The organism is Brasilonema octagenarum UFV-OR1, from assembly GCF_963888615.1.
Classification (GTDB): domain Bacteria; phylum Cyanobacteriota; class Cyanobacteriia; order Cyanobacteriales; family Nostocaceae; genus Brasilonema; species Brasilonema sennae.
Genome location: NZ_CAWPKW010000393.1, coordinates 1 through 22,734, shown reverse-complemented (window position 1 = coordinate 22,734; position 22,734 = coordinate 1). Strand labels below are relative to the sequence as shown.

Here is a 22,734-nt window from a genome sequence, read left to right as displayed (position 1 = left end):
AAAAGAATTCTTAATTTTGAATTTTGAATTTTGAATTTTGAATTTGAGCGTTCGCCCTTGGCGTGCGCCTCTGGCGCTCAGCGAGTGAGGTCTTTTTATTGTAAGTAATCAAACGAACTTGGTATTAGTCATTAGTCAAAACGTTAATGACTAATGGTTACTAGACAAATGACAACTAACAACTCACAACGACCAAACAACAAATGAGTAAGCTAGTCGTATTTAGCTTGTTGGGAGGAAATTTAAATCAAGGATTTCCTGTTGTCACGGCTCAACTTTGGCATAATGACCAATTGTTTAAAATAACAGGGAGTCTGCCAGCAGTACCAGAACTTTCCGAAGTCTACAGAAGATGGAAATTACTCTATGAAGCTGTCCATCAACGTTTGGGCAGCAATCAACGTATAAAAGTGCATTCACAAGATATTACTAATATCTCTATGAATGACTTCGATGAAGTGTGTCAACAGCTACAAGCACATATCAATGCTTGGTTGAAATCTGAATCCTTCCAAAATATTGAGCGACAGTTACGGACTCTACTCAGTCGAGATGATGAAATTAGAGTTATTATTGAAACATATATAGCTTAAGTGCATCGGTTACCTTGGCATCTGTGGAATTTTTTTGAGGATTACCCTAAAGCTGAATTAGCTTTGAGCAATCATGAGTATGCCTCTCCTCAGGTAGTACGAAAATCTTCCACAGGTCAAGTGAAGATTTTAGCAATTCTAGGTAACAGTTTTGGTATTGATATTGATCAAGACTCCTATTTGTTGCAAGGTTTAACAGATACTCAAACTAGGTTTCTTGTCGAACCAACACGCAGAGAACTTAACGAAAAACTGTGGAATCAGAATTGGGATATTCTGTTTTTTGCAGGACATAGCGCTAGTATTGCAGATGGGGAGAGAGGGGAAATTTACATTAATCAAAGCGAGAGTTTAACAATTTCTCAGTTAAAAAATGCACTGAAAACAGCAATTACACGCGGTTTAAAACTGGCAATTTTCAACTCTTGTGATGGAATTGGTTTAGCGCGAGATTTAGCTGATTTGAACATTCCCCAAATAATTGTGATGCGAGAAGGGGTGCCAGATTTAGTCGCACAGGAGTTCTTGAAAAACTTTATTGTCGCCTTTGCAGGTGGCAAGCCATTTTATCCAGCTGTACGAGAAGCGCGGGAGAGACTTCAGGGATTGGAGAATGACTTCCCTTGTGCTAGTTGGTTACCAGTCATCTGCCAAAATCCTACAACTGTTCCGATAACTTGGCAAGAACTGCGCGGTGGTTGGGGTGACATTGAGACTCGCGGCGAAGTTTCGACAAAGAGCAGAATTTCGACCCCAAAGACCAAAAGCAGAATTTCGACTCCAAAGACCAAATTATGGATAGTACTGCTGAGTACTGTTATTGTGACTCTTTCAACAATAGGTCTGAGATACTTGGGGCTTTTTGAAAAACTCGAACTGCAAATCTTTGACCAAATGCTACTCCTGCGACCAAAGGAAGAGTTAGATCCAAGATTGCTCGTTGTTGAAATTACCGAAAAAGATATTCAATCCCGACAAGAGACGACTCAAGGACCCAAATCGATTTCTGATAGTACATTAGCTCAATTACTCAACAAATTACAAAAGCATCAACCGCGAGTCATTGGATTGGATATTTATAGAGATTTTGCTGACCCCCTTCGGCTACTCTCAGGGCAAGCCCCAAATAAGTTAAAGCCGATACAACTAGCTACTGAACTAAGCAAAGAAAATGTTGTTGTTGTCTGCAAAGGTCGAGATAGCAAATATGACCCCCAAGGTGTTAAACCTCCAAGAGAAGTACCTGAAGAACGTCAGGGTTTTACTGATGCAATCCAAGATCCAGATGGTATCGTCCGTCGCCAAATTTTGATGATGCGACAAGAACCTTCGTCTTCCTGTGCAACGCCTCACTCACTCTCGTTGCAATTGGCTGCTGGTTACTTATCTTACGAAAATATTAAACCTGATTTCAATGAAGATTATGTACAATTTGGTTCTAAAATATTTAAACGCTTAAAGCCTGGTCGTAGTGGTGGCTATCAACAAGGAGTTAATTTAGGCGGAATTCAAATACTTATTAATTACCGTGATGCAGATTACGAAAGAGTTTCTCTTGAAGATGTATTGAGTGATAAACTTAACTTTGATTGGCTCAAAGATAAGGTTGTTCTCATTGGAGTGACAGCTAATACTGTCAGCGATACTTGGTCAACTCCCTACTCTGGTGCACAGCAACCTTACCAGGAAATACCAGGCGTATTTATACAAGCGCAAATGGTCAGCCAAATTCTGAGTGCAGTTTTAGACGAACGTCCAATTCTTGGGGTTTTGCCTTTCTGGGGCGATATTCTGTGGATATGGGGATGGTCGAGTGTGTCTGGTTTGATTGTTTGGCGCTTTCGTTCGCTGTCAAATAAGGGATGGGGCATGTTTGCGATAGTTGTTGTTTTATGTGGAGTTTGTGCGATCGCTCTTAGCGGGGCTTTACCCATCGCGGTTTGGGCAGTGCCTTTAGGGGCGATGGCTCTTTTAAAACAAGGGGTATGGTTACCATTTATTCCCTCAGCTTTTGCTGTGGTTGCAAGTGGTGTTGTTGTGTTGTTTGTTCAACGTCGTCGGGAATTTTCCAGTACCCACTCTTTACGTGAATAAAAATATCTTTGTGGAAACACTCCGTGTGCGACGTGTCCTTCTCTCCCATTTTGTTGTGCCAGCAAGTTGTCCGGCATCATTCTTTGATGATGGGTGATTGGTAAACTGACTTGAATTCGACTAACTAAAATCTTTAAAGCTTGCGGGTAAGCAAGAAGGTTGCACCAAGACTTTTGCTAGCAAATTCTTGCTGACGCTTTAAGGGCAAGGCAACTACGACCACAGATGTCGATGAAGCACTGGCTTGAGACACTGAGTTTACATCCAACACTAAGATGTTAGGAAATACCACAGGAGATGGTAAAGATTTTGCTTTAGTTGTAGTGGGTACAAGTGTCATTTCTACAGTATCGCCTGCTTGTAAGTTACCACCTAATATCATGGCAGGTGTTGCAGGAATACCAACGACAACAGTATCAACAAGGCGATTTGGGACGATTTTAGAGCTAACAAGCTTTTCAGTTAAAGGCTTTTGCTTAGGAATTTTGGTCAAGGTATAACGATTTACAAGTTCTTGGGAGTTTTTTAAAATCTGTGAAGGAATGTCTTTTTGAGCGTAAGTTTTTGAGCTGAGATCGCCTGGTTTTATCTGATAATAGGCGGGTAAATCTCGGTTGGGAACTTGAATTTCAATTTTAGTTTGAGTTTCGAGGTAGGTAGCCCCAAGAATTCCAACAAACAAAGCCAGCATAGTTATCCATTGGCTGAGGGATGGTTTGAACAGCAACTGCATGAGGAAACGATAGATATTATGGCGAGTTTTGAGTCTTAGCTGCATCAGTATCTTTGTATTGCAATTCTACTCTTATATTGTGATAAAGAAGCTGACCAATTTTCTCCCATAGTTCAGGCTCTTCTAATGGTGTATTAGGCAGTTCTAAGCGCATTTGTTTTAATAATTCATGACGATAAAGGTCAAAACCTGCTTTAATCTGTTGGGCATAAAGTAAAGCACTTCCTAAGGCGCTTTGATAAGTTAACCACGCTAAGAATAATCCTCCCCAAAAACACGTCAGAAAAAGCAATCCAGATGCCTTAACAATTACTAAATAAATACCACTGAATAAGGCAAAAATACTGCTTAAGGCAGAAACCACGAGCATGAAATCTAAAGAGCTTTTTGCTTCAGCAATAGTCTCAATAAAATGCCCTGGAAACAAATTATATAAACGTGGCCAGATAAGAACAGCATCTATATCATAGCGGTCACGAGAGTATAGTTCAGCGTTTCTGAGAATATTGCCTAAGCGAGTTGGCATGACCTGTTCTGGTTGTGTTGGCAGGGGATAATACAGGTAAATAGTTTCATAAAGTTTTCCACTATTATCCTGATGCTGTAATTTTTTTAGTTGTTCCTCTAGTTTTTTTAGTTGTTCCTCTAGTCTGAGTTTTTTTTGTTGTTGAGATGTATTTTTTTTAAGCTCTTGTTTAATTTTATCTATTTCTTCGTCTAACTCCTTCTTATGGTTATCAAAATCTAGTTTTCTCAAATGAGATTGATACCACCTTCTCCGGTTATTTTCTAATAAACGACCAAGCGGAAAATTCCAGTAGCCTTCATAAAACCGCAGGATTGTATTGAAATTGTTAGATAAGATAATAGAGAAGACTGTAACACAACTAAAAAAGCCAACGATTTGCAAAGCTTTTAATGTAATATCCAGTTGATTCCATTCTTTCAACACGTTAACAAAATCTGCCTGTCCCGCGCTCGCGACTACAATAATCAATCCCCAAAAAAGAAAACTGGGAAAAAAGGCATTCATTAGGAAACGGCGACCAAGAAGTCCGGGAACTTCCTTAAGAACATCATTTAACATAGCTGTCTCCAACTTAAGTTAGTTTTAATTCGTGGAGCTTATTAGGATTTTTACAGTTGTGCAGCTTTTTGTAGTCGATATAAGACAACTCATTAACAAAACCGCACTCACCACACTTAAGCACCATCTTTGATGACTGATGTCTTCCTGGTAATCCACTGTCACCAGCAGCGCCTGACCGGTCACCGCGCAACTCATAATCACGATTTTTTAAAGTGTTTAAATAGTTGCGAACAGTTGTAATAGCTAATATCCCAAAAACTCCATTATCATCAATGATTATTACTCCTCTAATTCTCTCATATCGGTCAATAAAACCTTCCCACTTCACGAGGTCTTGCATAACTTGACAACCGACAATGATAGTAGCAGGGAACCCTATCTTAGTATCGAGTAGAGAGCTAATACCTTGGTTAGCTGCTTGTTCTAAATCATCAGCTGTAACTAGTGCTACTGGTTTTGAATGCTCATCCAAAACGACACCATATTCAGTTACTAATTCTACAAGCGCTTCTGCTGGACTTAGCGTACCAGCGAGTAACTGAAAGTCCTTGATCATGTGGTCTTGTGTCAAGCTCATGCAATTATTTCCAGTGACAAATTAACAAAAAAAGTACTTAAAGGTTGGGTTAGTGGTGTCTCTAAAGTGTCGATTCAGTTGTTTAATTACTTGCTGTAAGATAGATATAAACATCATCTTCAACACATCTGTAACACCACCCCAACATAAGAGTCATTCCTGATTAAGTTCCAACAGCAATAGCATCGGAAACATTATCCTGTTCCAAGACTTGCTCGTATTTATCACGAACGTCAGAAGGTAATTCTTCAGGTGAAACTATCTCTTCTTTAACTACTGTTGCAGTAGATTGGTTGTGATAAGAGAATCCAGTACCAACTTTTTCTTTGCCAAGCTTGACTTGGGTGACGGCGTTTTGAATATCTGATTGTAAAATCCTTCGCTCTTCTCCAGTCCGGACAACAGCTTGGCTTGCAGCTAACTTGACTACATTGAGAATATCTCCACCAGCTAAACCTATAGATTCTTGCGCTAACCATTGAATGGTAATATATTCTGCACGGGGAACTTCTGTAGGTAGTAGTAAATTCCACAATTGCACAAGGCAATCTTCGTTTGGAAGTTCAAACTCAATATGTGCTTGAATTCGTCTTACAAAAGCCCCATCGTAGTTTCCTGGTAAATTAGTAGCAAAAATCACGATTCCATTGAAGTTATCTAACTCCAACAACATAACGGAACGGCTAACATTGACTCCGTGATCGGCACTTTGGGTAACATTGGTGAGTCGCTTGCCAAGAATTGAATCAGCTTCGTCAAAGAATAATATTGCTCCGGTTTCACGGGCTTTGTTGAAAGCTGCTTTAATATTTTTTGGAGTTTCTCCTACGTACTTAGATTCAATCTCTGCATAGTTTACACGGATGATTGGTTTACCTAAGTGGTGAGCGATCGCCTCAGCGCAAAACGTCTTTCCCGTTCCCGGTGGACCAAACAGATTAATTGCTACTCGATGTCCATGAGGGTCAATCTTTTTTAAGTTCCACTCGTGGTACAGCACATCATGAAAACGAATGCTGTTTAAGGCTGTTTCAATTTGGGTTTTAACCTTAGCTGATACAATCAAGTTATTTAGGCTGCGGTTGGGTGTTTCTGGGACAAATATTTCCATCCGCTGGATTTCAGAAGTTTCAGAGCTAGTATCCGACGAAACGGTTACATTAGCTTGAGATTGATGAGATTGGTTAGGTTTATCGATTCTTTTCCAATTTGCTGGCATATTTATTTCCTGCTATTGCAATAAAGGCATAATGTCTTTTTTGACATAGCCCAACCTTTGTAGTTGGTCATAAACATCAGGGTGAGTTTTGCGAATTTATTCTAGAGAATGGCTTGTCTCAGATATCTTTTGAGTACCAGTTTGTCTGGTTTCCACCATTAGGGAACGGCGAACTCTAGAAATCAACCGGTCAAAAACAATCCAGGCTTTCATCAAAGCACTATCCTGTAAGCCTTGCTTACGCAACCATGCAGCAACGCTTTCCCGAATTTGATCTTGATGATTCCAAGCTAAATATCCAACTGTTACTACAATTGCGAGTTTTGTGATGAGTGTCCAATACATTACGAGTGTGTTGTGACGTTAATTGGTCATAGGAGCGAGTTCGAGTTCGCGATCGCGCAGCTGAGTCACATTTACATCCTGACTGATATTACTCCGTCTCAGAAATTCTTCGCGCACATCAGGTGGCAATGAATCAAAGTCAACTATCTGTTCTTCAACCACCCGCGCTACTTCTGGTTCGTTAGACTCAAGATTACGAATTGCCCAGTAAGTAATCCGTTTTACCCAATCATTTCGTGTGTTCTGCTCAAACTGAACTAATATTTTCAGCAAATATTCGCGGAGCTTTTTCCAAGCTTCTTTGATTCTGATGCGCATTGGTGTGAGAACTTTGTCAAGCGCCACGAAAGCATTTATGACATCGTTTGCTAACCAAGGTAAGTTTTTCTTAATCCAGGGAAACAAAGTTTTATTTGCCCAGTCAAGGATTTGGTTCCAGAAGATGAGTGCGGTTGCTACAGTTCCTACAAACAGGACTGCCAGTAGAACTTGTGCAAAGATGGGTATAGGCATAATGTTAGCTTCCTTCTTGGGGATAAAGTTTAAAGCTGATCCGAGGTAAATCTTCCTTGATGAAGCTTTCTCGCACATCACCCGGCAAATTGTCCCATTCCACTTGTTCATCAACTCGAAAAACGTTGGGTTTTGAGTTATTGCGATCTATGTAAAAAATTTCGGTTTGACGCAAGTGCTCACTGTTTGCGGCTGTGTCAGAAGTTGGAACTTCTTGGTGTTTCAAGTAATTCACTTTGATAGTGAGGATGAGATCTTTTACTTTAGTTGCCAGTTTTTGAGCTAGCTCGCTTAGTGGCTGTTCCCCTACCACTTGTGGATCGGATTCGTTACATAATATGTAAGTTGTTTGCAAGTAGGTTTTAAACTCTACTTTTTGAAAGTCTACTTGAAGCCTTTCTTGCAAAAACTGAGCAATATTGTCATAAACCTGCTGTTTTTGTTGAAGGTCAACCTTTTCTGTAGATGTTAGTCCTTCCCAGATAGTATTTGTCACGTTTTTGACTAATTCTGGCACCTGAGATAGATGAGACTGAATATGCTGCAGCACTTCTGGCACTTTTGACGGTTGCTTTGGCAACTTTTCTGATAAGTCTTTGTCTTTGTTCTCAAATGTGTCATGTTCTTCATTTATAAGTGGTTTCTTTGGAGACTGAATATGCTGCGCCACTTCTGGCACTTTTGACGGTTGCTTTGGCAACTTTTCTGACGAGTCTTTGTCTTTGTTCTCAAATGTGTTGTGTTCTTTATTCATAAGTGGTTTCTCCACATCTCTAATTATTAATTGGGGTGGTTGCTAAGAAATTTGCAAAGATTAATACTGGTTCTAATCTGATATCAAGACAGGGACGATCAACTTGAGAAGCAGACAGAGAGGGCAATGTTGCCTTGACTGGGATTGTAACTTTGATGGTTATTCAGTACATACTATGCTGATTTACACTCAGATTGCCTAGAACTGTCTATTGGTAAGCTTTATAAGCGATTTTATCTGTTACTTGGATGGCGAAAAGTCTGAAAACCTTGTAAAAAATAGGTTTTAAGCTTAGCAAACCAATTTTTTGCATACCTGAAGAGCCACTTTGATTTGCGATAAATAACTAATGGCTTTGTAGCTGGATTAGAACACATAACTGGTAACAAACTTGCACTAGGAAATTGATCTTCCAATCCTTGCAGCCTTTCCCTTGCTCTTCGTACTGCTAAAAAGGCGGGTGTACCTTTCTTCTTTATAAACTCTTCCAAAAAATATTTGAGAAATTCCTCTGCAACTTTATTAGGCACATCCTCGCGCATAACAACTACTTTTGGCAGATTGAAAGTAAGTAAATCTCGTGCTATTCCTAACCCATCGCAAGAGTTAAAAATCGCTAATTGCAACCCCTTCTTAATAGCTTCGCTCAAGGCATTTTCTAGCTGCTTAATGCTCAGGGGTTCGTTAGGTTTTATGAAAAAGCTTGGACTACCATTGTTTATATCACTAGAACTATGGCCAGCAAAGAAAAGAATATTATACGATTGCTCGTACAATTCATCTGAAATCTTTTGTAGTAGATTCTGATTTGAAAGTTCGTCTCCTGATAAAACATTCAAATTAATGTTCTTTGTTTTTGTCCAAGATTCCAAATCATTCTTATTTTGTCTATTATCAACAATTGCCAGAACTTTTGGACGAGAAAAATCGTTATTGTTTGAATTAACTTTTTTAAATTCAGAAGTGCTTAATACTACACCTGCATTTCTGTAGTCATCAAAAAAACTCCATAAATGCCACGGTAACCGCCATGCGAAGGCATCTTCTGTTGAAATTATCACCATAATTTTGTCTTCTTGACCTAATGCAGTGCGGATCTGCTTTTCTTTTGCACAAAAATCTCTAGTATGTAGCCAATCATTTATGGCATCTTTTAATTTTTGATATTGAAAGGTTATCTTAGACGGCTGCACGTTGGAGTTTGGTTGCTCAAATTCAATTTGTTGATTTGCAGCGCGGTGGCTTAATGATTTGTAGAATTCTTGATGTGAAGATTTCCATTCTTGATAACACTCGATTACTTTTGTATCTGTAGCAGATGCTAAACTGGAAACTAGCGATAACGTTCCATATTTACTTTCTAGCTCAATTATTACATGATTAAATCCATTCTCTAAATCTCCTTTACCCAATTTAATTTTTAAGATTTTAACCATTATCTATCTCCTAATAAATATAAAAATTTTCTACGTGATTTGAGTCTTGCAGCGCAATTTCAATACAGAACTGAGTCCCCAACTGACATTTAAAGTAGGGGAGTTCAATATAAAGAGAAGATTTTCCAGAAGTTACACTTTCTAGTACTTCTGAGTTAGACAGCAAAGCCAGCTTAAGATTTGCAGGTAAGTATGTTTCTTCTGACCCTGGATATACTTGAACACATACTCCAACCCTGCCATCTGCTTCTTTTATAAAAGCAACTTTCAGTAATACCGTTATCTCTTTCTTTAGGTAAATAAGTTTACCTTGCCAATGAAGACTACTATTACTGACTTCAGTAGTATTTCTTAAGCTGTAATCTAATTGCACTTGCACTTTTTCTGGACTGAAAAAAGCTTGAATATCTTGCCATCCGTTACTTACTAATGCATAATTTTCTGCTATAAATTGCTTCAATTTACCAGATGCTTTTTCTTGTCGCATCTCATATAAACGATTCCGCCAGTTATTGCTAGCCAACAGCGTACCCCATTCTTGAAAACTCACATCAAGACGAGGAGAATAAGGAGATGGTTTACTCAATCTCACTAACAAATCTTTTGCAGTAGAATGAGATAAAAATTTCAATTGCTCTACATTTGCTTTTTCTTCCAAACCCATTTCTGGTGCTAGCCATAGCACATCTAAATCTGTAATCACATAATCTCGTTCCAGAGAATATGTGCGGTAAATTGGATCGTAGTTGCCTTTATCCTTCAGAGTACGGTGGCTAGTAAATCCCCAAACACACATCCAGCCTGCATCAATGTTAACTTGTATCGCTAAGTAATAGTCTGCCACCCAGTCAGGAATATCAACCCATTCTTGCGATACTGTCAATGTCTCTGTATCTGTTGCTTCATCAGGAATTAGAACAAGTCGGGTTTTACCAATAGTAATGGCTGTACCATTGACAACATCCCAAATAGTTGGTAAATCAGCTTCGCTGGGTAACACTGTTATCGAATCGCCAAGGTTTTCCTTCAGCCAAGTTCTAAAAGCATTGAGACACCAAAAGTTTAAATCTGCATTATTTTGAGCAGTTTGATTGGAATAACGCCGGATAGTTGATTCTCTCTGTTTCAACTCTTTTTCTGAAAACTCCTGCCAAATTTGTTCAGGATAAAGTCTTCTTAGCTCTTGCAAATTCAGTTTCATGATTGTTCTCCATTTATTCAAGTATTATCAAATTACTGTTTATTCTCTCTATGTGTGCCATAAATTGGTTAATGAACTCCATGTTTTCAAGCTGTAACCAAGCCGCTCCATCTGATTTCAAATTCAATAAATAGTGGTGATGGATTTGTTGTGCTATTCCTGCTTGTAATAATTTCCTAGCTTCAGAGAGAAGAACATTATTTAAATGAACTCCATTAGAATTACAATTAGTTTTATTGTATTCACTGTAACTTTTATTAAAAAAGCTGCGGTAATAGGAGTCCAAAATACGTTTGCTCTCTACTGACAGATTGTTGAAAGATTGCTGAAAAAAATTAAAACTTATATGATAATAGTAGCCATCAAGAAAAGTGACTAGATTGGATTTAATTTCTTTCAACTCCTCTGAAGTCAAGTCTTGCTCAGACTCTTCTCCATTCATATTCCAATGTTGATTTCTCCACTCCCTTATTTTTTGTATGAATAAAGTCAGGAGATTGTTATAGCGACGGTTAACAGTGGCTGTATTCTTGTTAATTTCTCCAGCAATTTCTTTTTGTACTAGTTGGAAGCCATGTCTAAGTAACAAAAGACTCTGACTCTTTATATCTAGTTCTTGTATTTGGTTCTCTAGAAATGTTCTCAGCTTTTCTTTATCTTCTTCCCTTGGGAATCTGTCCCAAATTTCACCCAAAGATGTATCTGGAATGTATTCAACAAGAGGTAGACTCGTACTATCTTCTGGATTGGAGGGAACATCAAAAGAATGAGTTTTAAAATTTTGATAATCGCGAACTGCTCTACCAATACGTTCTAAATCTCTTCTAATTGCTTCTCCATCAAGTTGTACAGAGTTTAACTGACTGTAGCGCCTTGCAATTTCCTCAAATTGTTCCTCTGTCAGTGAACTTATATCACTTTTATTTTTCTTTTTATTTGTTTTTCTTACTTCCTGAAATGTGTTCCATATTCCAATATATTTTACGACTTGCTCTTTTGTTATACCTTGAGCTTCTAAAGCATCTTTAACTCGTTTTTGAGATGATTTACTAGCTAAGCCCAAATCTGTACGATTGGTTGTTTGCCTCACTTGTCTTTCTTTGATTAACTCATCTCTAACTAAGCCATACATTCTTTCTTTAATGTATTTCTTGAGTGCGTAATAAGAATACTCGTTTCTCTCCCTCCTTTGAAAACCTCGAAAGAAAATCTTTGGATTTAAGGCGTATTTACAAGCGGTTTGCAAAATATCTTGAAGAATACTTAAAATATCAGAATTATTTCGGTTATCACGTTTCAGTATTTTCTCAAAATATCTAACAATCTCAACACTAAAGCTTGCTAAAAAAGCCTTTATATGATTTTCAGATTCTGCATTTTCTGACTCGTATAAGTACGAATATAAAAAATACCATGCAAAATCTTCTTCTTCAGTCAATTGAAGATTTGACCGTTTGATGTTGTTAATATTCTGGCGCAACTTAGAATCTGGTATCCACTTAATATTCCAGCGAGGTTCTTTCAGTTCTAGTTGAGGAAATGTATAGAATCTATACAATGGAGCGATCTGAGTCATGTTTTCATTCCAAATTCTCTAAATATACAGACAAGAATGTTTTCATTCCTCCATACCCCTTAAGATTGAGTAAATGGTGTGCTTACTATATATCTATTGGGCTAAGGAGTTGAAAAATTGCATTGCAATTTACTGGAGTGAATCAATAAGATAAAAAACATTTTGTGTGCCAGTTGTACGCGATAAGCCGGAGGTTTGACGCAAAGCGTATCACTACCTAAACAGTTCAGACGTACTAAAAATATGGGCTTACATACCAGGTATAAAAAATAGAGTATAGTCCCCACCTAATACAAGTACCCTCTCCTCTAATTCAGAATTGGTAGGAGTGAAATAAGTTTATTCACGCCTGAGAATCAGAAGTTTTTTAGCCTTGCCTTCTAATTCTTAATTGGTAGTTTCGTTTATTCACGGCTGGGAATCAGAAGTTTTTTAGCTTTTCCTTCTAATTCTTAATTGGTAGCAGTAGTTTCGTTTATTCAACAGGGCAAACGCACGTAATTTGTGAAACCCTTGCTGCATAAGGATATTGATCAAAAAATCGCCTCAATTATCAAACGTTCAAACCCTTGCTATTAAAGGATTCTTATACTTTAGATGCGTTTGCCCTGGTTTATGCACTTGATTCAGTAACGCCACTTTGCTTCCTCGCTTGTGCATAAGTTGATTTTGCTGACATCTATACCTAATTGAGGATTCACTCGCTAAATTTCCTTTTTATAGGAGAGTGCAATGTCTGTGGTATCTATACGTTTGTACTGGTGGCAAAGTCTAGGAATTTTGATTGGGAGCGTAATCGCCTTATATGCAAATAGCGCTCGCGCACAAATCACCCCAGATGGAACTCTGCCAAATAATTCCAACGTGAGATTAGAGGGCAACACTAGAATTATTGAAGGTGGAACCGCAAGAGGTGCTAATCTGTTCCACAGTTTTCGGGAGTTTTCTGTTCCCACTGGCTCAGAGGCTTTGTTCAATAATGCACTCAATATTCAGAATATCCTGACACGAGTAACAGGTAAGTCAATTTCTAATATTGATGGCTTAATTCGCAGCTTAGGCACTGCAAACTTATTCCTGCTTAATCCCAATGGTATTATTTTTGGACCAAATGCCCGGTTAGATATTGGTGGCTCGTTTTCTGCAACTACAGCAAGCAGTTTTAAGTTTCCTGATGGCAGTACTTTCAGTGCCACTAATCCCCAAGCACCGCCATTACTAACGGTAAATATTACACCAGGGTTGCAGTATGGAGCAAGTCAGCCAGGGGCGACTATTACCAATACCGGAAATTTAGCACCCCAGCAAGACTTGACACTAGTAGCTGACAAACTTGATTTGCAGGGACAGCTAAAAGCAGGAAGAGATTTAACACTACAAGCACAGGATACTGTGAAAGTACGGGACAGTGTGACGACTCCGTTTTTAGCTACTGCTCTTGGTAATCTCACAATTGGGGGAAATCAAGGAATTGATATTTTAGCACTGAATCACCCAACGCAGACACCTTTTGTGAGTGGGGGCAATTTAAGCTTAATCAGTGATGGAATTATTTCTCTTGATGCTCATTTTAGTAGTGGTGGGAGTTTTTCGCTCAAGAGTGTATCGGGGGGACTGGCTAACTTTGTTAGCAAATATGACCCCATAATCAGTAGCAATGGCAATGTGGATATTGGCGCTAATTATACAGGCCCATCGTTGTTAGTCGAAAGCAAGGGTAATATTCGCTTTCAAGGTGATATAAATATTACTGGACCGGATACTAGTGTTTTACCAGCAGGACAAGATACTGCAACTTTAAGCAACAGTACGGCGTTAATTATGCGTTCTGGGCAGAATACTCTAGCTTATGGGGGTATCAATTCTGGTTCAGTACCTGCGTTTTCGAGTGGAACTCTGCCAGAGGGTATTACTTTAGGTGGAGATGTTTCTTTACAGCAGTCTAATGGGGCTGGGGGGTTAGTTAGCTTAACGACAGCATCTGGAGATGTTAGTACTAAAGGGATTATCACTAATGGTGGGGCGATTGATATTAAAAGTGCTAGAGCAATTACTACCACAGGTATTTTAAACTCTTCTTCATACTCTTCTGTGGACAGTGTGGGAAATGGTGGCGCGATCGCCTTAACTGCCAATGGCAACATTACCACGGGTGGCATCATCTCAGAAGCAGGGGGTACTGGCAATGGCGGGAACATCACCCTCACCAGTAACGCCGGAGCTATTGATACAACCAAAGGAAGTATCACATCCCAAATTCGCGATTATTCAAATGGAACAGGGCGTGGAGGTGCGATCGCATTCAGAGCCACTGGAGATATTCAAACCGCTACAGTTAATGCTAGTGCCGAAAAAGGAAATGGTGGAAGTATCCAACTCATTAGTAACAATGGGACAATTAATACTACCGCAGGAGATTTAGCTACTGATTCTCGAAGTGGGGATGCTGGCGCGATTTTCCTCTCTGCCTTTAACAATATTACAACGGGTTGGATCATCTCAGAAACAGAAGATACTGGCAACGGTGGGAACATCACCCTCACCAGTAACGCCGGAGCTATTGATACAACCAAAGGAACTATCACATCCCAAATTCGTAATAACTCAGGTGGAACTGGCAATGGAGGAGCGATTGTTTTCACAGCCAAAGGTGATATTAGAACCGCTGAATTAGATACTAGTGCCGAAAAAGGAGATAGTAGCAGGATTCAACTCACCAGCACTAATGGAGAAATTGATACAACAAAAGGAACTTTATACACTGATTCTCGAAGTGGGAATACGGCTAATATTCAGCTTCAAGCCTCGAACAACATTAGGACAGGTAATATTATCTCAACTATTAGATCCTCTGACAAACTAGCTCGTGGTGGAGATATTACCCTGATTAGTAAAAATGGAGAAGTCCGAGTTGACGGCGAAATTAGTACCAATACTTATGGTTCAAGTAAAGGAGGGGACATTAATATCACCACTGGCTCACTCTCCTTAACTGATCGCGCCATACTAAGTGCTAGAACATTCGGACAAGGAAATGCAGGCAGTGTGTTTGTAAAAGCAACCGACTCTGTGTCTCTTGTCAACGCATTGATCTTAAGCACCGTGGAATCAGGAGCAGTTGGTAATGGAGGCAAAGTCGAAATCAACGCAGCTTCATTATCCCTAAAAGATGGCGCCCAAATCTTAACCTTAGTGCGTGAAGCATTTAATGATAAACCAGCAGGAAAAGGAAATGCAGGAAATGTCAACGTTGATGTCACAGGCGCGGTGAAGATTGAAGGTATTAGGGATGGAAAATATCCCAGTGCAATTTCCAGCAGTGTGGGTGCGGGGGCGACTGGTAATAGGGGAAACATTAATATCTCCGCAGGCTCGTTGTCTTTAACTGATAACGCTGAACTGTCTGCCAGCTTGCAACCACTAGCAACGGACAAAGGGGTTGGGGGTAATATTAATATCACAACCAACTCAGTCTCTCTTGATAATCAGGGCGCCATATATGCCCAAGCTGAATTTAATGCGGTAGGCAACGCAGGCAACATCACAATTAAAACTGGGTCGTTTTCTGCGGCAACAACTAGTCAAATAGCAGTAAACAGTAGAGCTACGGGTAATTCGGGCAACATCAAAATTCAAGCAGGAGAGTTCTCGATGACGAGTAATGCTGCTTTGAGAGCGGATTTAGACATAGGCGGAGTATCACGAGAGGGAGGAAACATTGATTTAATAGTCGATGGTACTATCTTACTGATTGGAGGCAAAACTGAGATTGCTCCGACTGGAGAATCGACCAGAATTACATTAGGAGTGTTGCCAGGGGGGAAAGGTCCTGGTGGAAACCTTGCAATTAAAGCTAATTCTCTAGTGCTAAAAGACGGTGCCTTAATTAAAGCCAGTACTCAAGGAGAAGGTGCTGCAGGAAATATTAATATCAATACTAATGTTGTTGATATTTCAGGCAGTAGTCCCATTAGTGGTTTATCTAGCGGATTATTTACCAACACCGATAATTCTTCCAATGCTGGCAACATCATTATTAACACTGAGACATTCCGAATTGCAGACTCAGCCGGTTTGAGCGCTCGCACCCGTGGGAATGGGCGGGGTGGCGATATTACAGTGAATGCCAAATATTTTGAGGCAATGAACGGTGGACAATTAGTTACTACAACAACTGGTAACGGACAAGCAGGTAATATTTTGATTAGTGCAAAAGACCGGGTAACTATATCTGGTATTGACCAGAAATACAACACTCGCGTTGCCCAAGTTCAGGCAAATGAAGAACGTATCCGCACGGATCCAGAGGGTGCTTCCTTCCGATTATCATTGATCGCCAACAATTTTACAGAAACAGGAGCTGCCAGTGGTCTATTTACTAACTCCTTCAAAGGCTCCACAGGTAAGGGAGGAGACATTAACATCACTAGTGGGTCATTGACTATCCGGGATAATGCTGAAGTAACTGGGAACAGTCAAGGATCAGGTAATGCAGGCGCCATAAAAGCTACATCTAATTCTATCCTTTTAGATAACAAGGCAACTTTTAGCGCTAACACCACAGGCGGTGGGGGAGATATCTCTCTCAACTCACCTTTATTATTATTACGTCGAGGTAGCAGTATCACAACCAACGCTAGTGGAGACAATATCTCTGGGGGGAACATAACTATCGATGCTAAAAATTGCTTTATCGTTGCTGTTCCCAATGAAAATAGCGACATCAGAGCAGATTCCGCTAACTTCCGTGGCGGAAATGTCACCATAAAGAATACTGCTGGTATCTTTGGCATTCAGTCCAGGAAAGAACCTTCGCCACAAAGTGATATTACTGCAAAAGGAGCAACGCCAGATTTAAGCGGCAATGTGCAAATTAACAGACCTAATATCGACCCCACTAGCGGCTTAATCGAACTCCCTAGTAATCTAGTTGATGTCTCCCAACAAATTTCCACCGCCTGCACTCCCGGAAGTCGGCAAAGCCAAAGTTCTTTTGTATCAACAGGGCGCGGCGGGTTACCCATAAGTCTGACTGAACCATTACAAGATTCAAGTACTCTGTCTGCGTGGGTGAGATTAAAACCAAAACCAGCAAACTCAGCTAGAACAACACCTTCGCCACAACCAACTGCAGTCTCAAACAGTACTAAAGTTGCAGCGGCGACGACTCAAATTGTGGAAGCTACTGGTTGGGTGGTTGATCGCAATGGAAATATAGAACTCGTGGCGCAATCTGCCCAAGTCACGCCTCACAGCCCTTGGCAAACACCTGCTTCTTGTCCATCTCGCTAAGGTGTGAAATATGCATCCATTTCAGTTGACGAAACGACTCGTTAGATTTTCGCTAACTCATGTAGTCCTATTTACCCTTGCTTTTTCCCTAACTCTTATCCCCAGCACATTCGCTAAACAACCCCAGACAAATTCATCAGACAAATTCCACACCCAAACCACCAAATTCCCAGCCACGACACCACAGCAACTTCTTGAACAAGGAGAAGCACTTTATCAATCTGGACGATTTGCTGAAGCTATAACTGTTTTACAACAAGCTGTCCGCATCTCTCAACGAGAAGGCGACAACCTCGCACAAGCTGCAGCACTAACAAACCTTTCTTTAACGTTTCAGCAACTTGGCTCATGGAAAGAAGCGTCAAAAGCTATCAACACCAGCTTAAATCTACTAGGCTGGAATGGAGACAATCAAAAGTTAAATGTCAACAGTCCAAAGTCAGAATTTTTGGAGATTCTAGCACAAACTCTAGAGATTCAAGGCGGACTGCAACTGTCACAGGGACAGGCAGATGTATCTCTAAAAACATCACAGCAAGCAGAGCAAATCTGGAAGCGATTAGGTAAACAATACAATACTGGAGTGACGCGCAGCCGTATCAACCAAGCACAAGCTCTACGAGTTTCTGGTTTTTACCGTCGTAGCTTAGACATATTAGAGGAAATTTCCCAACAATTACAAACCCAACCTGACTCACTTGAAAAAGTAACTGCTTTACGCTCTCTGGGTAATGTCGAGCAACAATCAGGTAAGTTAGAAGAATCTCAGAAAAACTTACAACAAAGCTTAGAAATTGCTCAACGTCTGCAACTACCCCAAGAAATGAGTCTGACACAGCTTTCTCTTGGTAATACTGCTAGAGCTTTAGATCAAAGAGAAAATGCGATCGCTCATTATAAAAATGCAGCTTTAATTGCACCAAACCCACTCACCAAAGTTCAAGCTCAAATCAATCAACTCAGCTTGCTTGTCAAGGATAAGAATAAAGCAGATGTAAAACCATCAGATGCAACGTCTCTACTAATCTCCACAATCCAATCTCAACTCCCAACTCTGCCTATAAATCAAGCTGGTATCTACACACGTATCAACTTTGCTCGCACCATAAGCAAAATTGGTAATAAAAAAGATATCGCCAAAATTTTAGCAAGCAGCGTTCAACAAGCCAAAATGATAGGCTCGGAGCGCGCCCAATCCTATGCACTTGGCAGTTTAGCAGAAGTCTACGAGCAAAACAATCAATGGCAAGAAGCACAGAATTTGACGGAGCAAGCGTTGTTTATCGCTCAAAAAATCTTGGCTTCAGATATAGCTTATCGTTGGGAGTGGCAATTAGGACGTTTGCTCAAAGCACAGGGAAATATTGAGAGAGCGATCGCTGCTTATGATAGCGCAGTCGCATCTCTTCAGTCTCTCCGCAGTGACTTAGTAGCAGTAAACCAAGAGGTTCAGTTTAATTTTCGTGATAGCGTAGAACCTATTTATCGCGAGTCAGTAGAGCTGCTTTTACAACAAAAAGGACAAGAAAAGCCTGATTTAGATAAAGTCCGCAAGCGAATCGAAGCCTTACAACTAGCAGAACTAGACAATTTTTTCCGAGAAGCTTGCTTGAGTAACCAATTTGTGGTATTAGACAAAGTGGTAGATCGTGATAATCTTAATACTGCCATTTTTTATCCCATTATCCTAGATAACCGGTTAGAAGTTATCCTCAAACTTCCCAACCAACCTTTGATACATAAAACTTCTGTGGTGAACAGACAAAAGGTAGAGAAAGCCATTACAAACATGCGAGAGACGATAGTCGAACCCGATGCTAGTAAGAATTTTCAGGAAGTTTCCCAAAAAATTTATGATTGGTTAATAAAACCAGTTGAAAGTGAACTCAAAAATAGTGGAGTCAAGACTTTAGTTTTTATCCCAGATGGGTCACTGCGAAATATTCCAGTGTCTGCATTGTATGATGGCAAAGAATATTTAGTTCAGAAGTACGCGATCGCCATTAGTCCAGGATTGCAACTGTTTACCCCCAAACCTCTAGCACAGGAAAGATTAAACGCTCTTGCTGGAGGACTTTCGCAACCACCCAAAAATGAAAAGTTTGCACCGCTTCCCAACGTTAAGGTTGAACTAAAATTGATTCAGCAATCGGGCGTATCGACAATGACATTATTAGATGAAAATTTCAAAAGTACGACATTAAGAAAAACCATCAACGCTCAACCTTTTAGAGTCGTTCACCTGGCAACTCATGGACAATTTAGCTCTAGAGCAAAAGACACTTTCATCCTAGCAGCCGATGGACGTATTAATGTGAGAGACTTAGATAACTTGCTCAAAAGTAGAGAGCAAACACGGACAGAGCCAGTGGAATTACTTGTTCTGAGTGCTTGCCAAACAGCAGCAGGAGATAACCGTGCTGCATTAGGATTAGCAGGAGTTGCTATCCGGGCTGGGGCGCGGAGTACTTTAGCGTCTTTATGGCAGATTGGTGATAACTCTACGGTTGTGTTTATTGATGAATTCTACCGTCAGTTAACAACTGGTAAAACTACAGCAGAAGCTCTACGCGAGGCTCAATTAAGGCTGCTGTCTAATACTGAATACAATCGTCCTCTCTACTGGGCACCTTATGTGTTAGTTGGTAATTGGTTGTAGAGAAATAGTTATCATTTGAACCAAATTTTAACTGATAACTGATAACTGTTATTTAACCAGAGGAGCCGTAGCAACATTATCCAAATTGACCGATCGCAATAAACTTTGCCAATCTTCAGCAACAGATGCATCATTAGGATTCTTCTGGCGTTCTTGTGCCAGTATTGTCAGAGAATCAAACCAAATACCATTAGCCGCATAGATTGTAGCCTTTTGCCCTGGATCCGTGGCTGCTTCCAACTGCTGGACAACACGAGAATCCAAATTCACTCTTTGAATGTCTCCTTCTACATAAATAGGAACGCTCGCTGTTTGTTGCTGATTGCAACGGACTTTTAAATACCAGCGATATATTTTCCCTACTTCCAAGGATGCATTGGATGGAAGAGAAACAGGTATGACACTGGGCTTTGGAGGGAGTGCGATCGCATTTTTATAAATCTCGTTTCCCGCATTATCTTGTAAGATAAATTCAGCACCAACTGTTAAATCCTGAGTGTAAGGAACGTAAAACCAAAACGTTGGTCGTTCAGAGGTGGTTACTCCCTCGACAATCCCCAAAATTGATTTGTCTGTTTGTTTGCTAGCCTTTTGTTCCCTTTGTAACGGTACTAAAGCAGTGAGTGCAGTTGGAACCGCAGGACAATTATCCCGGCTACCCATTCCTGCTCTACGCCCAGAGACAGGACTTAACCGTGCGGGTGTTTTTGGCAAAACAAAAACAGGTCGAGAGGTACGTTGTTGAGATGAAGTCCCACTTCTGTTAAGTTGTACAGCCTGCTTAGTCGTTGCTGGTTGTTGAGTTTGGGCTATTACCTTTGCTGGATAGTAGGTGATGCTGCTCAAAATGAGAGTGATTGTTAGCATCCATTTTGTGGACTTCACAGAGTACGTACTGTTTTTGGTTTCAGCTATTGTTATCATAGTATTAGAACTCAAACTACCGATAAAAGTTGATTTAACAGAGTGCCTTTATATTTTTGGTAGGGTTGAGATAGTTAAGTTATGCAATTGTTCTCTCATCAATTAGGGGTGTAAGGAAACTATTTCGGCACTTCCTCATGGTGAGGTTGAAAAATCTACTTCATGCAAACGAGAAGTGCTATAGTTACATACTTAGAAATTTTCACACCCACTTACTTAATTGAACACTCATTATAGTACCTGTCACTGCATCAGACTGAATCAATAATTCCCCACCATGAGCATTAACAATACGTTTGGTAATGGCAAGCCCCAGCCCAGTACCACCAGGTTTTGTGGAAAAGAATGGCTGCGTTAACTTTGAGAGGACTTCTGGAGGAATTGGCTCGCCGCCATTGCAGACGTTGATGCAGACTTTATCTTCACACGAAGTGTCTACTTTCCATGTGACGACATCTCCATCTGAGATTGCTTCGCAGGCATTGCGGACAATATTAATAAACACTTGTTTTAACTTATCCTTGTCACCCAGAATTTTGATTGTTGATGACGCCGGAATAAATTCGATTTGCCGTGAGAGTGCTTCTGGCATTTCGCAGATTGGCACTAGCAACTCACGAATAAATTGATTCACATCCAATTCACACAACTGCAAAACCTGAGGTTTGGCGTAGAGCAAAATTTCACTCAGCAGACGTTCCAGACGACTACCCTCGTCAAGTGCTAACGATAATCGCTCTTGAGCTGGTTCAGCCAGAGTAGTTTTCTTAAAAAACTTTAAACCCATGATCATTGTGGTCAGGGGATTGCGAATTTCATGCACAATCATAGCAGCAAATTCACCAATGCCTGCCAACCGTTTCTGTTCTACAAGCTTGGTTTGCGCCGCCCGCAGTTCTTGAGTGCGTTTTTCTACCTCAGCTTCCAGAACTTGATTAAATTGGCACTGTTGCTGGTAGAGATGGTAATGGTCGATTGCTGTAGCCGCACGTTCTGCAAACAGTTCCACTATTTGGATTTCTTCTTTTGTAAACTCCCTTGGCTGCTGATGAAAAGAACACACAGTACCAATCACTTCACCTTGGGCAGTCCGTAATGGTATTCCTAAATATGAGCAATAACCTTCTGGAGCCTCTCCATACTCAGGATGTTTTTCAGCATTTTCCACTGCTAACGAGTGACCGATTTCTATAACAGTGCCAGTGAGTGAACCATGTAGTGAATAAATGTGTTCGCCCTCGCCCATGTCAATACTACTTGCCAGCACTGTTTCAAACCCTTCCTGACATAGCGTTACTACTGACCAATCTACCTCAATCAGCTCGCTGACACCACAGGCAATGTTATGTAAATAACTACACAATTCTCCAGTTCGATAGTTCAATGAGGACAAAAGCGTCATCGCCCGTAACTCCCGTTGCCACGGCTGGTTATGCAACAAGATTTCATCTTCATTGGCTTTACTCATTGTTTATTGATAAGCGCAAAATAAGCTTAGAGAGAAACTGGTAAGATGTGAAGTTTTCAGAGTTTTGGTTTGGGATGCTTTGGTACGAAGATTTTACTAATTATGTCTTCTGTTTATTTACAGAAATCATTACAGATTTTACATGAAAACATAAAATGTTATACATGCATAACCTAAAAATTAGAATTAGCTGAGTAAGTCAGCCAATTTTGGATTTTGGATTTTGGATAATGGAATTGACTCCACCGGCTTCGGCTGCG

Annotated in this window: 16 protein-coding genes; 4 read left to right on the top strand and 12 right to left on the bottom strand. The window is 40.2% G+C overall.

Annotated elements, in window-relative coordinates:
* The first annotated feature begins 203 nt into the window (after positions 1–203).
* The gene (locus AC5590_RS34515) at positions 204–593 is read left to right on the top strand and encodes a hypothetical protein (protein WP_248277371.1); all 390 of its coding nucleotides are present in this window, start codon (positions 204–206) and stop codon (positions 591–593) included.
* The gene (locus AC5590_RS34510; protein WP_348982747.1) at positions 594–2,687 is read left to right on the top strand and encodes a CHASE2 domain-containing protein; all 2,094 of its coding nucleotides are present in this window, start codon (positions 594–596) and stop codon (positions 2,685–2,687) included.
* A 133-nt stretch (positions 2,688–2,820) separates the two neighbouring features.
* Here the strand turns inward: AC5590_RS34510 and AC5590_RS34505 are convergent, their stop codons facing one another.
* The 10 genes from AC5590_RS34505 to AC5590_RS34460 all read right to left on the bottom strand — a co-directional run bounded on the left by AC5590_RS34505 (position 2,821) and on the right by AC5590_RS34460 (position 12,131).
* Positions 2,821–3,465 carry an SAF domain-containing protein gene (locus tag AC5590_RS34505; protein ID WP_169267704.1) on the bottom strand — a complete coding sequence of 215 codons (645 nt, stop codon included), beginning with the start codon at positions 3,463–3,465 and terminating at the stop codon, positions 2,821–2,823.
* Positions 3,437–4,507, bottom strand: coding sequence for a helix-turn-helix domain-containing protein (locus AC5590_RS34500; protein WP_169267703.1), 1,071 nt, complete (start codon positions 4,505–4,507; stop codon positions 3,437–3,439). Before AC5590_RS34500 ends, AC5590_RS34505 begins: the two co-directional genes overlap by 29 nt.
* Positions 4,508–4,520: 13 nt before the next feature.
* Positions 4,521–5,087, bottom strand: a complete 567-nt coding sequence (locus AC5590_RS34495) for a hypothetical protein (protein ID WP_169267702.1) — start codon at positions 5,085–5,087, stop codon at positions 4,521–4,523.
* Between the two features lie 163 nt (positions 5,088–5,250).
* Positions 5,251–6,306: an ATP-binding protein gene (locus AC5590_RS34490; RefSeq protein WP_169267701.1), complete on the bottom strand. Its 1,056-nt coding sequence runs from the start codon at positions 6,304–6,306 to the stop codon at positions 5,251–5,253.
* Positions 6,307–6,402: 96 nt separating this feature from the next.
* Positions 6,403–6,651 carry a hypothetical protein gene (locus AC5590_RS34485; protein ID WP_169267700.1) on the bottom strand — a complete coding sequence of 83 codons (249 nt, stop codon included), beginning with the start codon at positions 6,649–6,651 and terminating at the stop codon, positions 6,403–6,405.
* A gap of 18 nt (positions 6,652–6,669) precedes the next feature.
* On the bottom strand, positions 6,670–7,164 hold the full coding sequence (locus AC5590_RS34480; RefSeq protein ID WP_169267699.1) for a hypothetical protein: 495 nt from the start codon (positions 7,162–7,164) through the stop codon (positions 6,670–6,672).
* Between the two features lie 4 nt (positions 7,165–7,168).
* Positions 7,169–7,918: a hypothetical protein gene (locus AC5590_RS34475; RefSeq protein ID WP_169267698.1), complete on the bottom strand. Its 750-nt coding sequence runs from the start codon at positions 7,916–7,918 to the stop codon at positions 7,169–7,171.
* 233 nt (positions 7,919–8,151) lie between these two features.
* Entirely contained in the window at positions 8,152–9,354 is a 1,203-nt protein-coding gene (locus AC5590_RS34470; protein ID WP_169267697.1) for a CHAT domain-containing protein, read from the bottom strand.
* A 10-nt stretch (positions 9,355–9,364) separates the two neighbouring features.
* Positions 9,365–10,555 carry a DUF1822 family protein gene (locus tag AC5590_RS34465; RefSeq protein ID WP_169267696.1) on the bottom strand — a complete coding sequence of 397 codons (1,191 nt, stop codon included), beginning with the start codon at positions 10,553–10,555 and terminating at the stop codon, positions 9,365–9,367.
* Positions 10,556–10,568: 13 nt separating this feature from the next.
* Positions 10,569–12,131, bottom strand: coding sequence for a hypothetical protein (locus AC5590_RS34460; protein ID WP_169267695.1), 1,563 nt, complete (start codon positions 12,129–12,131; stop codon positions 10,569–10,571).
* Between the two features lie 732 nt (positions 12,132–12,863).
* Between AC5590_RS34460 and AC5590_RS34455 the strand changes: the two genes are divergently transcribed.
* Together AC5590_RS34455 and AC5590_RS34450 are read left to right on the top strand one after the other, a co-directional pair.
* Positions 12,864–17,423, top strand: a complete 4,560-nt coding sequence (locus AC5590_RS34455; protein ID WP_169267694.1) for a two-partner secretion domain-containing protein — start codon at positions 12,864–12,866, stop codon at positions 17,421–17,423.
* 10 nt (positions 17,424–17,433) lie between these two features.
* The gene (locus tag AC5590_RS34450) at positions 17,434–20,082 is read left to right on the top strand and encodes a CHAT domain-containing protein (protein WP_169267693.1); all 2,649 of its coding nucleotides are present in this window, start codon (positions 17,434–17,436) and stop codon (positions 20,080–20,082) included.
* A gap of 48 nt (positions 20,083–20,130) precedes the next feature.
* Here AC5590_RS34450 and AC5590_RS34445 read toward each other — a convergent pair whose 3' ends face one another.
* Both AC5590_RS34445 and AC5590_RS34440 read right to left on the bottom strand, forming a co-directional pair.
* Entirely contained in the window at positions 20,131–20,949 is an 819-nt protein-coding gene (locus AC5590_RS34445; protein ID WP_498824452.1) for a DUF928 domain-containing protein, read from the bottom strand.
* Positions 20,950–21,208: 259 nt separating this feature from the next.
* Positions 21,209–22,474 carry a GAF domain-containing sensor histidine kinase gene (locus tag AC5590_RS34440; protein ID WP_169267691.1) on the bottom strand — a complete coding sequence of 422 codons (1,266 nt, stop codon included), beginning with the start codon at positions 22,472–22,474 and terminating at the stop codon, positions 21,209–21,211.
* Positions 22,475–22,734: the final 260 nt, after the last annotated feature.